Here is a 14363-nt window from a genome sequence, read left to right on the forward strand (position 1 = left end):
GTTGTACAAAGGTTAAACAAAGGTTCTACAGTCTGAAACCATTGCCTGAACAGCGATACAAGGATTTGGATTCATACTAAAAGAGTCCAACTATCCACGTAAACGCGATGACAACTAACCTCCATCTCCAGCCCAACCAGCCCGACGACAGCATCCTGCGCGAACGCATCCGGCAGGCACATTGGGGCTTTAACCTCTCCCTAGTCTTCACCAGCCTCAGCGCCGTCATCACCGTCACAGGTGTTGTTCTCCTCGCCACCGGCCAGCTTCCCCAGGGCAGCTACGCCACCCTAGGCGGTTTGACCTCCACCGCTGTCGGCCATCGCTGTGTGCAACTGTCTCGTGACGCCAACGATCGCTTAGATCGACTGTCCCGAGAGCAAGACGAGGTTCAGGAGAAGCCATAGTGCTAGATAACATCCAAGCGGAGTACGACAGCCAGTACTCCGTTGTGGATTGCTAAGCGGTGCATTGGTATGGCTACGACTGAAGGCGACAACACCGAGTAAGATGCGTTGATAGCCAGTCTTTTTTCTAAGATTGAAGTTGGTGCAAAGTTGACCTAGGTGTCTATGAAACCTAGATCAAACTGAACCATAAAATATGGGCGATACTGGATTCGAACCAGTGACCCCTTCCGTGTGAAGGAAGTGCGCTACCACTGTGCTAATCGCCCGTGGTTTTACATCTTAGCATGAGAGCTATCCATGCTTGCCATCTTTTCTAAGATTTTCTAGCAAGTTGGATCATGGGCGTAATGCTAACCTCAGCCGTTAAAAAGCCACCCCTCTGCCTGCAGCGTCGCAAGCCAAAGAAAAACCTCCTGGCCTAGCTTGCACTAGGGCCAGAAGGCGTACGCATCAAGATCACCTGTTGAGGTCATACTGTCCACTGTCAGTCCATGCCTACGGTGGGCGGTTGCGTGGATTAGCTTAGGGATGCGTGGCTGCGATCGTAGCTGTCTCGGAACGTCGGCTGCGCTTTGCCTTGAATATGTCCCCAATAGTGGGCGGCTTCAGAGGGCAAGCCAACTTCTGCTGCACTGCGGCTCAGCAAGGATTGCTGACGCTGCTTAACGAGGTGGTGGTGACGGTGCATGAGCGCACGAGCTTGATCTTGTGCAGACATAGTTGAGACCTCCAAAGGTGTATTTAAGTGGGGTACTGGAAAAAGTATCCTATGACATTAATATAACAAGAAATTTCTGTAGTGAATGTTACAGAAAGCACTTGATTCAGATTGTTTTATGGTTCTTAACCTGCGCTCGGCATCCTTGCCCTAGATGTTGATGGCGATTGGCGGCGATTTATGGCGATGGATGGACGGGATAGATCTAGTCCAGCCACATGGGACGTTGAGCCTTCTGATCTACGACCGGCGGCGATATCCCCCAGGTAGCCTTAGACAGGCCTTCTGGCATGGGGATGCCGGGGCGTGTCAAGCTTGCCCAGTCTGAGGTTTGGGCTTAGGGTCTAGTCTGGGTGATCCAGGTAGCGATCGCCCCCCAGTACTCTCAGGCGTTAGTAACCCGCCTAGTTGCTGAGGCGGAAAACCTTGCCTGTCCTGGATTTCTTTTCGTTCTTCCGTCTTCGTTCTTCTGTCTTGCGGTACTAATAGTCGTAGGGATTGGCTGGTTCTGGAATTTCGGTCAACGCCGTGGCTTGGATCACTAGTTGCCGGATGCCATTCAAGGTTTCTGTCATCATGTCGCCCTCCACCCGAAACCAGGTGTCGGCTGGGTAATCTAGGCGGCTGGTAGGAAGTTTTACCGGCAAGCCGACCGGGTAGACATCGGCAGCGCAGCAGGTGATCACAAAGCGGGTGATGGTGAGGTAATCGTCCGATAGTTCACGGGAATGCACGGCAAAGCCTTCCACCCGCACCGGCTGCCCTGCGTAGGCATCGGGTTCAGGGTAGACATTGAGGGTGCGTACCCAGTCAATCACGGAGCGATCTTCGGGACGGGTGCTGGTGCGAAACGACTGGGGCTGCGATCGCGTCATGATCAACGTATCGGCAACCCCGCGCTGCACGGCGAGATCGCTGGCAAAGGGGCGAGGCGTGACGATGAAGCCTAAGATGGCAATCCCAAGCAGTAGGGTGCTGCTGACGCCCACGGGAAACAGGGTCGAGTGGGGCATTTTGGGCAGGGGACGCTGCGATCGCATCCCTTGGATAATTTGCTGCAGTTTAACGACGGCGAGAATGGCTAGGAAGATACCGGCGGCGATCGCCAGCCAGTGATAGTCCGGATGCAGCAGCACATTCATGGTGCCGGTAATCCAATACTTCAGCAGCAGCCAGCTCCAAGCCGCGATCGCCAGCAGGTCGAAGATCATCTGCCAGGGAATATAGGGCGATCGGCGGCGGCGGCGGGAGGCGGATGATTTTACGTTGACAGCCATGGTTCAAAACGGGTGAGGAGAGGAAGATATCGCTCAGGTGTAGCGCCAGCCGCGCTTAGCTAATGTAGAGGTTCATCACAAGGGAAAACAAGAAGGTGAGCTGCCCCGCCAGCATGAAGAGATAGAGAATGGTGCGTCCTCGAAAGACCGTCAGCAGCAGCCCAATATTTTTCAGGTCGATCATGGGGCCAAAGACGAGGAAGGCTAGCAAGGAGCCACTCGTAAAGGTGGAGGCGAAGGCGAGGGCAAAAAAGGAGTCTACCGTGGAGCAAATGGAGACCACCCAAGCTAAGGCCATCATCGCCAGGATAGACGTGATCGGCCCCTGTCCTAAATTGAGGATAATCTCCCGAGGCACAAAGACCTGCACGGCGGCAGCGATCGCACTACCAATTACCAACATGCCCCCCAGTTCCCGAAATTCTTGGGTCACATTATCAATCATCAGCTGCAGCCGTTCTGGAAAGGGGCGAGAGATCACGGTGCCCCCAGCCGCCACTAGGTTATCCAGGCGAATCGGCTGCCCGGCGGCGTCTAGCAAGAAGGTGCCCGACTGTAGGAGGGCCGACTGTCCTACCTGAGCCGACGGCACGGGGGTGGGCATCAACCGCGCTACCGACGGCTGCATCATCGGCCGTAGATCCACCTGTCGGCTAAACGTCCAGCCAACAATGACAGCGATCGCTAGGGAAAAGAAAATTCGCAGGAAGACAATTTCTGGCTGATCGCGAAACGCCGTCCAGGTGGCCCAAAAGACGATGGGATTCACCGTGGGAGCCGCTAGCAAAAAGCCAACCGCCATGGATGATGGAGCCCCCTGCATCAACAGCCGGCGTGCCACGGGCACATTGCCACATTCGCATACCGGGAAGAGAAACCCTGCCAGACTGCCGGCCAAGGCTCCGGCAAGCGGATGTTTGGGCATGACGGCAATCAGCCGACGTTCATCCACAAACAGCAGCAGTAAGCTCGATAGCAATACTCCTAACAGCAGGAACGGCATGGCTTCCACAAGCAAGCTAAAGAATAGCGTCAGGGCATTGGTGAGTTTAACTGTCATAGACCGAACATGCTGCTGGATACCAATGGCGGTCAGTTTACAGGAGTTTGACCGCGGATGCACTCCGCCAGTCGGCGGGCCGTGCCGGATGAGCCTCTACGCGACCGCAGACTAGGGGCCGCAAAGGCGTAAGATAATGGATCGAAGACGGGCAGTCAAGCCAGCGGGATATGCGGGATATAGGGTCTGCCCCAGCGTGACGCCTTGGTCATCCCTTCGGGGGGCGATCGCTTCCATCCGCATAAAACGATCGCCGTGGTCTAGCTCGACCCATCCCGCAGCCGACAGACGCCTACATCCTTCGAACATCATTCAGAAACGCTTAGTGCTAGAGAGGTTAAGACTATGACGACAGCGTCCCAACTACATGAACAGGTTGCCGTGGTTACCGGGGCATCCCGAGGGATTGGGCGGGCGATCGCCCTAGCATTGGCGGCAGCAGGCGCGAAGGTGGCTGTCAACTATGCTCGCTCTAGCCAGGCCGCGGATGAGGTCGTCGAGAAGATTACGGCGGCGGGTGGAGAAGCGATCGCCCTCCAGGCCGATGTGGCCCAAGCCGACCAGGTGGATGGCTTGATCGGTGCTGTCCTAGAGCGCTGGGGACGGGTGGATATTTTGGTTAACAATGCTGGCATCACCCGCGATACCCTGTTGCTGCGCATGAAGCCCGAAGACTGGCAGGCCGTGATTGACCTCAACCTCACCGGCGTCTTCCTTTGCACCAAAGCCGTCAGCAAACTGATGCTGAAGCAGCGATCGGGACGCATCATTAATATTGCCTCGGTGTCTGGGCAGATGGGTAATCCTGGACAGTCTAACTACAGTGCGGCCAAAGCCGGCGTGATTGGTTTTACCAAAAGTGTTGCCAAGGAGCTGGCTAGCCGAGGGGTGACGGTGAATGCCGTCGCGCCGGGCTTCATTAGCACGGACATGACCCATGACCTCAATTCCGACGAGATCTTAAAATTCATTCCCCTCGGCCGCTATGGACAACCGGAGGATGTCGCCGGCATGGTGCGCTTCCTGGCCGCCGACCCGGCCGCAGCCTACATCACCGGGCAGACCTTCAATGTGGATGGTGGCATGGTCATGGCCTAGCCATGTTTCAGCGCTAATCGACCGTTTTTGAATGATTTTTGGATGATTTAAGGATAGCGTCATGGCCAAACCAACCCAAGCTCACCTCACCCGCAAGATTGAAAAGAATCAGCCCCAACCCCTCAAAGACCGTACCAAAGGTCAGATGGAATATTACATGGGTGCCAAGCTGATTGAGGTTGGCATTAACCCCAAGGCGGCGATTTACCGCTGGGCGATGGAAGAGTCGGGGCGCATGGAAGTGTGGACTTACAGCGCCTATTGGGGAGATTCGAAGGAAACCCTGCTGAAGGAAGAAGCGGCTGGGGGAGATCCGCCGGCCGCTGCTGAATAATCTCTATCGGGATGGGTAGCCTATCCCCAAATCGCGCCGTAGATGGTGCCGGAGAGCGTGGCCATGGCCACCACTAAGGCTACAAATACGACGGTTTTTCTCGTGCCAATAATGCTGCGAATGACCAGCATGTTGGGCAAAGATAGGGCAGGGCCCGCCAGGAGCAGTGCTAGGGCTGGCCCCTGCCCCATACCGTTTCCGATCAGCCCTTGCAGAATCGGCACCTCAGTCAGTGTCGCGAAGTACATAAACGCTCCAGCGATCGCGGCAAAGAAATTTGCCCAGACAGAATTCCCCCCCACGGCCCAGACGACCCAGGAGGCAGGAATCAGGGCTTCCTGATCAGGGCGACCGAGGAGCGCGCCGGCAATCAACACCCCAATCAACAACAGGGGCAGGATTTGCTTAGCGTAGTCCCAGGATGCCTCAAACCATTCGCCAGCTTCGCCCTTACTGGTACTGGTCAGCCAAGATAGGCCCAGCACAGCAGCAGAGAAGGGCACCAGCGGCTGCTGGTGAAATTGCCAAGATAGGACAGCCGTCAACCCCGCCATCAGCATCACCTTGCCGGGGTTGAGATGGAACCAGGCGATTAGAATTGCTGCCAGGGCTAGGCCCAGCAACCCAGTCAGCCACCATTTCAGGGCATAGATGGCAAACCAAATGCCAGTGGTCACATTAGGATTAGCCCAGTTGGCAAAGACCAAAATGCCAACCAGCACTGCAAAGAAAAGCCCATTTTGCCAAAGGGGACGCATCTCATCTCCCTCCGGTAGCATCGATGCAGCTTTCACCGGTTCCAAGGCATCGTTGCGGAAGATGAACTGCATGGCTAGACCGATCACGACGCTGAAAACAATGGCACCGATCGCTCTGGCAATTCCCAAGGGCAGCCCCAAGACGCGCGCCGTCAAAATAATCGCCAGCACATTAATCGCCGGGCCAGAATAAAGGAAGGCGATCGCTGGCCCCAGACCCGCCCCCATGCGATAAATACCGGCAAACAGCGGCAGGACGGTACAAGAACAAACCGCCAAAATGGTGCCCGACACTGACGCAACCCCATAGGCCAGCACCTGATTGGCTTTGGGCCCCAGATACTTCATCACCGCATCTTGACTGATAAAGACAGCGATCGCTCCGGCAATGAAGAAAGCCGGAATCAGACATAGCAAGACATGCTCTTGGGCATACCAGCGCACCAGATACAGCGATTCCCATACCGCATTCCGCAGCCGCTCCGACTGCTGCAGCGCCTCCACCGGCAGGTAGAAGCAGAGCAAAAAGGCCATCACCATCAGAGCCAGTGCTTTCCACTGCTCTCGCCAAAACGATGAAACGTGCATGATTTCAACCTCGATTGTTGAGACTGGGCAATCGACCATGAATCGCATTGGTCATGATCCGGAATGCAGCTACTCCGCCGTCAACAAAGGCTGAATCTGCTCCGGCGTTGCCACCTTGCCTTGGCTGACAACCTGGCCATTCACCACCAAGGCCGGCGTTTTCATCACGCCCCGCTCAGCAATTTTGATCAGATCCGTAATGTGTAGAACCTCTGCATCCAAATCGAGGGCAGCGATCGCCTCTCTAGCATTTGCTTCCAGTTGGTGACATTTCTTGCAGCCAGTTCCCAAAATTTCAACGGTGAGGTTTGCCATGATCCGAATCTCCAAAATCAATACAGCCAGATCCATCAACCGCTTCGCTTATCAGGCTTTGCCAGCGGTTGGTTATGCATCTAGCTGCATCCTAAAGCTTATACCTAGGTATAAGGTCAAGCCCCTAGTATCGCAAGATAGAAGAACGAAGACAGAAGAACGAAGACAGAAGAACGAAAAGAAATTCCAGGACACACAAGGTTTCCCGCCTCAGCACATAGGCGGGTTACTGACGCCTCAGAGTACTCGTCTGCACTGGGAACTATCCGAGCAATCATGGCGCATCAAGCCCCTTGGAGCGGCCTAGAGCGGAGCAGGATAGTTTTCTAAAACAATGCAGACCTTGTCTGGATGAGCTGGATCAAAATTAGAGCGGCATTCCTGAATCAGGGGGCGGAGTTCATCATGCAGCCGCTGCAGTTGCTGAATTTGGGTTTCAATTTGGTCTAGCTTGCTCACCAAGCGATCGTGAACGTCTTGGCAGGTGAGGGATTTGCCGTCTTTCAGCGCCAAAATGCTCCTAATTTCATCTAGGCTTAGCCCCAAAGATTTGGCCCTGGTGATAAACGCTAGCCGGTCAACATCCTGTTGACTAAAGAGCCGATAACCGGCTTCAGTCCGTTGCGGTGCAGGAATGAGGCCAATGCGCTCATAGAAATACAGCGTTTGTGGATTTAGGGCTAGGCGCTGAGCAACGTCTCCGATTTTGAACATAGATCCCATCCATGGCAGCTTGGTTCATCCACGGTAAACCTTATAGTTCGATATAAGCTTAGGGCTAGGACAATCTGAAGATTGCTGAAACCGTTAGCCATGAGCCTTCACGGACTGCCCTGCCTATGCGATCGCCCCTTGATCTCTGGGCAGGCATGGGGAGCGATCGCAAAGTTCTTTACCACAATTTTTTCACTTTCTTCTGACCCCTTCCCCAATGCCTTGTATCAACAAACCAGAGTAGCCGCACAGGGCGATCGCTATGTCGTCTAAGCCAATAGACGTCTTAGCATAGGAATGATTCATTAGGCAAGATCATGAGTAAGGTCATACAATTAGGTCTTACGCATCGAATGGTTGAGGATGAATTAACTGTTCATTGAACTCACAACTTCAGCCAGCTAGCTTTAACCATGGGCTATCCAGCCTTGTCATGACATTCACCGCAAGGAATCCTGACCGTTATGCTGTATCGACGAATCTCACCCAATCCAGCCGAGTTGGGGAGACTCATCTAGACTGTGGTCAGAAAACGTAATAGAATCCTGTTCGGCTAAGGCCTTAGCCGCTCACTGTGTTAACGACCAGCGTAAAACGGGGCCAGGTAACGGGTTCATTCATTATTCCCAGCCCCAACACCCATCGGGTGTATGCACCATTGTTAACCTTTGATCAATTTGTTTAGCAATCGCACCGTCCTAGTTGCAGGAGAGTTAAGGAGTGGGCTTCTTCAGTCGTTTCTCGTTTTCACGAGATATGGGTATCGATTTGGGTACCGCTAACACACTGGTTTACGTTTCCGGCAAGGGAATTGTTCTTCAAGAACCCTCGGTCGTGGCGATGGATCAAGAAAACAAAGTGCCTCTTGCCGTCGGGGAAGATGCAAAAAAAATGCTCGGTCGTACTCCCGGAAATGTAGTTGCCCTACGTCCCCTGCGGGACGGTGTGATTGCCGATTTTGATACGGCTGAGCTCATGCTCAAGCATTTCATTCGGCGAGTGCATGAGGGACGAACGCTAGTCTCTCCCCGCATTGTCATTGGTATTCCCAGCGGCGTGACCGGGGTTGAACGGCGCGCGGTGATGGAGGCTGCTTCTCAAGCCGGCGCTAGAGATGTCTACCTCATTGATGAGCCAGTGGCTGCAGCTATTGGCGCTGGGCTGCCTGTGGCAGAACCGACCGGCAACATGATCATCGATATCGGCGGTGGTACCACCGAGGTAGCTGTCTTGAGTTTGCAGGGCACGGTACTGAGTGAATCGGTGCGGGTGGCAGGAGATGAGCTGAGCGAAGCCATCACCCAGTACATGAAAAAGGTTCACAACCTGGTGATTGGGGAACGTACGGCAGAGGAAATCAAGATCTTCATCGGCTCGGCCTATCCCACCGATGGCGATAATGAAACCCTGATGGATGTGCGCGGTCTGCATATGCTGTCTGGTCTACCTCGCACCATCACCGTTAAGAGCCCGGAAATCCGAGAAGCGATGTCGGAACCGCTATCGGTGATTGTGGAAGCCGTGAAGCGCACCCTAGAGCGCACGCCTCCCGAATTAGCCGCCGACATTATCGATCGGGGCATTATGCTAGCTGGCGGTGGAGCACTGCTGCGCGGGCTAGATACTCTGATTAGCCATGAAACGGGCATTGTGGTACATATCGCCGCTGATCCCCTGAGTTGTGTTGTCCTCGGTACCGGACGAGTGCTGGAGAACTTCAAGCAGCTTGAGCGGGTCTTCAGTGGGCGATCGCGCAATCTCTAGGGCGATCGCTCTGACGATTGCTGTAGCATGAACTCTGCAGGTGCTGCTAGCCAACAACTTCAGCCCCTGCACCGTTTATCACAGCTATAGTCCCAGGTTCGGCTACCCCCAGGGTAGCGACATCCTATCTACACAATCACTTAGATGTATTCTTTACGCCGTTGGTGGGGTCAGTACGCACTAAAAGCCGGGATGGTGGGTCTGCTGTTAAGTCTGGCCTGGGGCATCCGGCAAACGAATGCTGGCATATTTTTGGAGCTGTACGGCATTTTGTCGCGCCCGTTCCAGGGTACGCCAGACCAAGTTGACATGCTGGAAACAGCCCAATCCCGAGAGCTGCAGCAGCGAGTTGTGGAGCTGGAAAGCGAAAATCGTCGGCTTCAAGAACTGCTCGACTATCGTGAGAATACATCCCAGGCGGGCGTTGTTGCCCCCGTTATTGGCCGCAGCTCCGATCATTGGTGGCAACAGCTCACCGTTGCCAAGGGCAGTCGTGATGGCGTCTCGGTGGGCGATGTGGTGTCGGGCACGGGTGGGCTAGTAGGACGCATTGTACAGGTGACTCCCAACACCAGCCGCGTGCTGTTGATTAGCGACCCATCGAGTCAGGTGGGGGTCACGATTAGTCGATCGCGCTCCATGGGCTACATTCGCGGTCAGTCTGAAAGCCGCGTGGTCATGGAATTTTTTGATAAGGTACCGGAGGTGCAGGCAGGGGATGCGGTGTCCACATCTTCCTTGAGCCAACTGTTTCCGCCAGGCCTACCCGTGGGGGTGGTGGAATCGGTGAACCTCAACCGCAGCCCGGCTCCTGAGGCGGTGATTGAGCTCACCTCGCCCATTAGTCGGTTGGAGTGGGTGATTATTACCCCCAATTCGCGGATGCCCATGCCTGAAGATGTAATGCCTGACGATGCTCCATCTTCTAATGAATCTCAGTAATATTTCTCAGCGATTCCTCTCAGCGATACTCCAATGACCCGAGTGATGACCTTAAGCGATCGCCTCAATCTAGGAAGCAAGCAAGGGCCCCGCATCGCCAACTGGAGCATTACGGTGCTGTCGGTGGTGCTTTGTGTGCTGATGTTGCCGACTCGCTTTCCGGGCATGGAGCTGCTCGGCGTTGGCCCCAATTGGCTATTAATTTGGGTTGTGGCTTGGAGCGTCAAGCGGCCGGCATGGCAGGGGGCGATCGCTGGTTTGGTTTTAGGACTCATCCAAGATGGCATGACCGCCACCACGCCGTCCCATGCCGTCGGCCTGGTGATTGCTGGTGTCTTGACGGCCCGCATTCAAAAGCAGCGTTTCCTGCAGGAAGATTTTATTTCCATTGCGCTGATTGTTTTCGGCATGGCTGTTTTGTCTGAAACCATTACCGCCCTGCAGTTTAGTGTTCATGCTTGGATCAACGATCGCGACTCGATTCAGTACTCGCTATCGAGAATTTGGTATTACCACCAGCGCATTGCCCTTAGTTCAGCCATTCTCAGCAGTATGTGGTCGCCCGTCATTTATTATCCGCTCAACCGCTGGTGGGAACGAATCAAAGCTGTTGAACCCTCCTAGTACTGTAAGAGAGAAGAACGAAGAGAGAAGAACGACAAGGACTTCCAGGACACACAAGTTTTCCCGCCTCAGCACATAGGCGGGTTACGTCCGCCTGAGACTACTAAGGGCATTTTCCCTTCATCGAATATTCACGGAAGTCTTGACACAATTGATACAGGATACTGACCCCATCCTCCGGATTGCGATCGCCCGTTTAGAAAACTTGAGCAGAGATACACCCAGTCTCATCCATCTGGGAAGTCTTTCTGCAACCCCACCCAACCTGGATCTTCCAACACCTAACTTGATAGTGAACAGGTGCTGGAGATGCTTCACGCTCAGCCGTGATGGGACATAGCAGATTGATTTTCCTAAGGCCCACCTTAGCCCTGCTCTATTCCCATGATGACCTTACCCATCCGGACACAACCGAGGCGATCGCTCCTAGCAGATAGCAGTCCACCTACAGACGCTGGATTTACCATGATGGAACTTATGGTATCCATTGTGATTATAGGCACCTTGTTTGTCTTGGCTTACCCATCGTTTATTAACCAGGTATCCAAGGCGCGGCAGTCGGAAGCGCAGTCGTACATTGGCGCAGTCAATCGAGCCCAGCAAGCCCACTATCTGCAGCACCGACGGTTTGGTGAATTACCGGATTTGGAAGTCGGCATTCGCACCTTCACCGAGCATTACACCTACACCACGGAGCCAGAAGGTGTTGGCATGGAGGCGATCGCCCAAACCACGGCGACCCCCACCGACAACACCATTCGTGGCTATTTAGGCAAAGTCTGGATTGGCCTGGCAGGGGGAGCAGGCACCACCTTTACGCTGATGTGCGAGGGATCCGTGGGGCTTGTGCCTGTTGTAGAAGGCACTACCTGCCCTTAAGATGCTTGGTCTCCCAGGCTACAGCCCAAAACCTGGCGAGTAGATTCTCCCAATGGATGCAGGCGATGGATGCAGGCGACGCATTCAGTCGATAGATACGGCATCCACATCAATGGCTTGAGCAACCTCAGCAGCATCAGGCTCAGACTCTGACGGCGAGGCGGGCTCGGGTGGCCGAACGCGATCGCTGATCATTTGGAACAGACCCGACACTAACAGCGTCATGAGGACAGCATCATCCACCTGCCCTAAAAGGGGAATAAAGTCTGGTGATAGGTCAATGGGGCTCAAAAAGTAAACCAGTGTGCCAACAATCAAAATCCAGCGATAGGTTGGATGATTGAGAATCTGGCGGTACCACCTATTCAACATTTGTACAAAACCTTCACGGCGAGAACAGTTGCGGAGCACATAAGCTCCTATGCATGTTTCGTGAGCAACCCCGAAGGCAGCCCTTCCTAGCCTAGACTATGGCTGGGTGCCATTATGATGAGTGCGGGGCATTTTGCCAACGATTACCCTAGAATTGTATCGACTAGGGGGCGATCGCGCTTGACTCTCGTCGTAGCTCACCCCCATTCCTAGACCAACGGTGTAGACATCCGTCAGAATTTCTTGCGGATGATACTGGGTGACTGGTGCAGTATCTCTGTAGAATGCAAACTGGATACAACGACAGGTGTGAGGATCATTCCAGAGTGAGAGGCCATTGTGAACATTCCTGAATTATTTCAAGAGGGCGGCTTGGCCATGTGGCCGCTGTTGGTGCTGTCCATCTTGGCACTGACGACTATTATTGAACGCATTTGGTTTTGGTCAAAAATCTTGACTCGCGAGCGGGAGATTGCCGGACGGGTGATCGAAGCGGCACGGCGAGACTGGCAGGCCGCAGCAGATATTGCCCGCCGAGCCAATGATCAACCCATTGGGCGTTTTCTCTACAATGCCCTCCACCTCTACCAGCCTGTTCCAGAAGTATTCCAGCTTGCTTTAGAAACGGCGGCCGACGAAGAGCTGACGGCTATGCGCCGAGGCGACAAAATTTTAGAAGTCGTGATTGCCCTTTCTCCCTTATTGGGACTCCTCGGCACCGTGCTAGGGCTGATGGAATCCTTAGGCTCCATTAGCCTTGGGGATATTGGTACCACCTCCACCGCCGGTGTGACCTTCGGGATTTCAAGGGCGTTGATTACCACCGCGACGGGTTTAATCATTGCGATCGCTAGCTTGGCTTTTTATCGCCTGTTTCAAGGCTTTGTCTTTGGACAATCCAAGATTTTTCGCAAGGCTGGCAACGAGCTAGAACTGCTCTACCGCAAAGATTGGTCAGAACATCGGTTCATCACATCTCCAGCCCATCCATCGGCCCATCCCTCCCATCTAGCCGCCGCGGCTGTAGCCAACGTCCAAGAAGCACAGCCAGCCAATGGTGACGGTCTAGCTAAAGATCCAGCCACAGATCCAGCTAAAGATCTAGCCACAGATCCCGCTACAGACCCCTCTTCCTCTGACCCATCGTCAGACGAACCGGCTAGCGAAGAATCCTCAACCTACTGAACTACATTGACCGAGAAGGGGCACGGCGTATGAAAATCAACATGGGTTCTCCCGACGAAGAAACACGCATCGAGATTCTACCGATGATCGACGTGATCTTCTGCATTTTGACCTTCTTCATCTTGGCAGCCATGGGGCTGACCCGCCAAGCTGGCATCAACGTAGACCTGCCGCGGGCTAGCTCGGGCACCAGTCAAATGCGCGAAATGCTGATTGTCAGCCTTGATCCCATTGGTCAACTCTATGTCGATCGCCAGCCGGTGAACGAACAAGAGCTAATTCGCGAATTACTCACCTATCAAGTCAGTAGCCCCAGCGGGTTGATTGTGCTCTATGCGTCTCGTTCGGCCAGCTACAACGAAGTGGTGAGCGTCCTAGACTTACTGCGCTCAACGGGGAGCGATCGCGTTGCCCTAGCCACCCTACCCGATCGCCAGGGCGGCAGTGCCCTTGATGGAAACGAATCCCTTGATCTCGATGAGTTGCTCAATCAAGAGTTTGATGATTTGAATCGTTTGACCCCTGACGGGCCATCGAGGGCAGACGAAGTGCCCTTGATCGATCCCCGAGATATTGATCCCCTCACGCCCCCCAGTAGCCCAGAACGGTCAACCTCTCCGAGCGCTCCCTCCGGGACAAAATCACCCTAAGGGAAGAGCGGCAAACTTCGACACTTTCGTCCTTCAGACTGAGCCGTGAAGAACCCTTATACAGGATTCTATAAAGAGCCGCTGAAATGATACAGTTTTGGCGGATACTTGCCATGAGCATGTCTGTTCATGGTGAACTGAAGATAAGGGCGACCTGTAGATGACCTAACCGAGGAGCTATGGTTCCTAACGGGCGATCGTCTCTTAGCCCGGCTCTTCATCAATCTCGGTACACCTGTCACCTGAAGGACGTGTTAAACGTATGGACATTACACAGCTTATTATCATCTGGCTATTCGTCACGATTAGCCTGATTATCGTGTCTAAAATTCCGCTGCTCGGCGTTGAAATTGATGGTTTTGGAAAAGCTCTGATTTCTGGGGCTGTCTTTGGGCTACTCAACGCAATTGGTCAGTGGTTGCTGAGTGCAACGGCTCTTTTGAACTGGGTCTCTCTCGGAATCTATGGACTGATCCTCAACACGATTGTCTTTGGCTTAGCAGCTAAATTAGTCGTGGGCTTTCGTTTGAGACACGGCATTTGGAGCGCTATTTTGGGCGCATTCTTCATGGCCATTGTCATGAGCATCGTTGGTTGGGTATTCCGCAGTGTTATTGGCGTTCCTGTGTAGGCGATCGCTTAACCGCCACTGAACCGTTTCTAACGAAACCGTTA

General features: G+C 53.9%; 18 protein-coding genes and 1 tRNA gene. 11 read left to right on the forward strand and 8 right to left on the reverse strand.

Annotation, left to right across the window (positions count from 1 at the left end; translation table 11 throughout):
• The first annotated feature begins 107 nt into the window (after nt 1-107).
• Nucleotides 108-407: a hypothetical protein gene (locus JUJ53_RS10650; protein WP_204151985.1), complete on the forward strand. Its 300-nt coding sequence runs from the start codon at nt 108-110 to the stop codon at nt 405-407.
• Nucleotides 408-604: 197 nt separating this feature from the next.
• Here the strand turns inward: JUJ53_RS10650 and JUJ53_RS10655 are convergent.
• The 4 genes from JUJ53_RS10655 to JUJ53_RS10670 form a co-directional block, all read right to left on the reverse strand.
• Nucleotides 605-676, reverse strand: a tRNA-Val gene (locus JUJ53_RS10655).
• 251 nt (nt 677-927) lie between these two features.
• Nucleotides 928-1128, reverse strand: coding sequence for a hypothetical protein (locus JUJ53_RS10660; protein ID WP_204151986.1), 201 nt, complete (start codon nt 1126-1128; stop codon nt 928-930).
• A 482-nt stretch (nt 1129-1610) separates the two neighbouring features.
• The gene (locus JUJ53_RS10665; RefSeq protein WP_204151987.1) at nt 1611-2405 is read right to left on the reverse strand and encodes a TIGR03943 family protein; all 795 of its coding nucleotides are present in this window, start codon (nt 2403-2405) and stop codon (nt 1611-1613) included.
• 55 nt (nt 2406-2460) lie between these two features.
• Nucleotides 2461-3465: a permease gene (locus tag JUJ53_RS10670; protein WP_204151988.1), complete on the reverse strand. Its 1005-nt coding sequence runs from the start codon at nt 3463-3465 to the stop codon at nt 2461-2463.
• Between the two features lie 345 nt (nt 3466-3810).
• On the opposite strand from JUJ53_RS10670, the gene fabG reads away from it, so the two are divergent.
• Together fabG and JUJ53_RS10680 are read left to right on the forward strand one after the other, a co-directional pair.
• Nucleotides 3811-4563 carry a 3-oxoacyl-[acyl-carrier-protein] reductase gene (gene fabG / locus JUJ53_RS10675; protein WP_204151989.1) on the forward strand — a complete coding sequence of 251 codons (753 nt, stop codon included), beginning with the start codon at nt 3811-3813 and terminating at the stop codon, nt 4561-4563.
• A 61-nt stretch (nt 4564-4624) separates the two neighbouring features.
• Nucleotides 4625-4897, forward strand: coding sequence for a hypothetical protein (locus JUJ53_RS10680; RefSeq protein WP_204151990.1), 273 nt, complete (start codon nt 4625-4627; stop codon nt 4895-4897).
• 20 nt (nt 4898-4917) lie between these two features.
• On the opposite strand, the gene JUJ53_RS10685 is transcribed toward JUJ53_RS10680, so the two are convergent.
• The 3 genes from JUJ53_RS10685 to JUJ53_RS10695 all read right to left on the reverse strand — a co-directional run bounded on the left by JUJ53_RS10685 (nt 4918) and on the right by JUJ53_RS10695 (nt 7272).
• Nucleotides 4918-6243 carry a permease gene (locus JUJ53_RS10685; protein ID WP_204151991.1) on the reverse strand — a complete coding sequence of 442 codons (1326 nt, stop codon included), beginning with the start codon at nt 6241-6243 and terminating at the stop codon, nt 4918-4920.
• A gap of 69 nt (nt 6244-6312) precedes the next feature.
• A complete protein-coding gene (locus JUJ53_RS10690) occupies nt 6313-6558 on the reverse strand; it encodes a thioredoxin family protein (protein WP_204151992.1) in 246 nt (81 codons plus the stop codon).
• Between the two features lie 303 nt (nt 6559-6861).
• Nucleotides 6862-7272, reverse strand: a complete 411-nt coding sequence (locus JUJ53_RS10695) for a heavy metal-responsive transcriptional regulator (RefSeq protein ID WP_204151993.1) — start codon at nt 7270-7272, stop codon at nt 6862-6864.
• A gap of 99 nt (nt 7273-7371) precedes the next feature.
• On the opposite strand from JUJ53_RS10695, the gene JUJ53_RS10700 reads away from it, so the two are divergent.
• The 5 genes from JUJ53_RS10700 (at nt 7372) to JUJ53_RS10720 (ending at nt 11481) form a co-directional block, all read left to right on the forward strand.
• Nucleotides 7372-7545, forward strand: coding sequence for a hypothetical protein (locus JUJ53_RS10700; RefSeq protein ID WP_204151994.1), 174 nt, complete (start codon nt 7372-7374; stop codon nt 7543-7545).
• Nucleotides 7546-7992: 447 nt separating this feature from the next.
• Nucleotides 7993-9036, forward strand: a complete 1044-nt coding sequence (locus tag JUJ53_RS10705; RefSeq protein WP_343327931.1) for a rod shape-determining protein — start codon at nt 7993-7995, stop codon at nt 9034-9036.
• Between the two features lie 144 nt (nt 9037-9180).
• Entirely contained in the window at nt 9181-9978 is a 798-nt protein-coding gene (gene mreC / locus JUJ53_RS10710) for a rod shape-determining protein MreC (protein WP_204151996.1), read from the forward strand.
• A gap of 33 nt (nt 9979-10011) precedes the next feature.
• Entirely contained in the window at nt 10012-10602 is a 591-nt protein-coding gene (gene mreD / locus JUJ53_RS10715; RefSeq protein WP_239124967.1) for a rod shape-determining protein MreD, read from the forward strand.
• A 387-nt stretch (nt 10603-10989) separates the two neighbouring features.
• On the forward strand, nt 10990-11481 hold the full coding sequence (locus JUJ53_RS10720; RefSeq protein ID WP_204151997.1) for a type IV pilin-like G/H family protein: 492 nt from the start codon (nt 10990-10992) through the stop codon (nt 11479-11481).
• Nucleotides 11482-11565: 84 nt separating this feature from the next.
• On the opposite strand, the gene JUJ53_RS10725 is transcribed toward JUJ53_RS10720, so the two are convergent.
• Nucleotides 11566-11853: a YkvA family protein gene (locus tag JUJ53_RS10725; RefSeq protein ID WP_204151998.1), complete on the reverse strand. Its 288-nt coding sequence runs from the start codon at nt 11851-11853 to the stop codon at nt 11566-11568.
• A gap of 339 nt (nt 11854-12192) precedes the next feature.
• Here JUJ53_RS10725 and JUJ53_RS10730 point away from each other — a divergent pair, with 339 nt between their 5' ends.
• From JUJ53_RS10730 to JUJ53_RS10740, 3 genes are all read left to right on the forward strand, one after another.
• Nucleotides 12193-13038, forward strand: coding sequence for a MotA/TolQ/ExbB proton channel family protein (locus tag JUJ53_RS10730; RefSeq protein ID WP_204151999.1), 846 nt, complete (start codon nt 12193-12195; stop codon nt 13036-13038).
• Between the two features lie 29 nt (nt 13039-13067).
• Nucleotides 13068-13688 (forward strand): biopolymer transporter ExbD, encoded by a 621-nt coding sequence (locus JUJ53_RS10735; RefSeq protein ID WP_204152000.1) that lies wholly within the window; start codon nt 13068-13070, stop codon nt 13686-13688.
• 262 nt (nt 13689-13950) lie between these two features.
• Nucleotides 13951-14319, forward strand: a complete 369-nt coding sequence (locus tag JUJ53_RS10740; protein WP_204152001.1) for a phage holin family protein — start codon at nt 13951-13953, stop codon at nt 14317-14319.
• Nucleotides 14320-14363: the final 44 nt, after the last annotated feature.

Source organism: Leptolyngbya sp. CCY15150 (assembly GCF_016888135.1).
GTDB lineage: Bacteria > Cyanobacteriota > Cyanobacteriia > RECH01 > RECH01 > RECH01.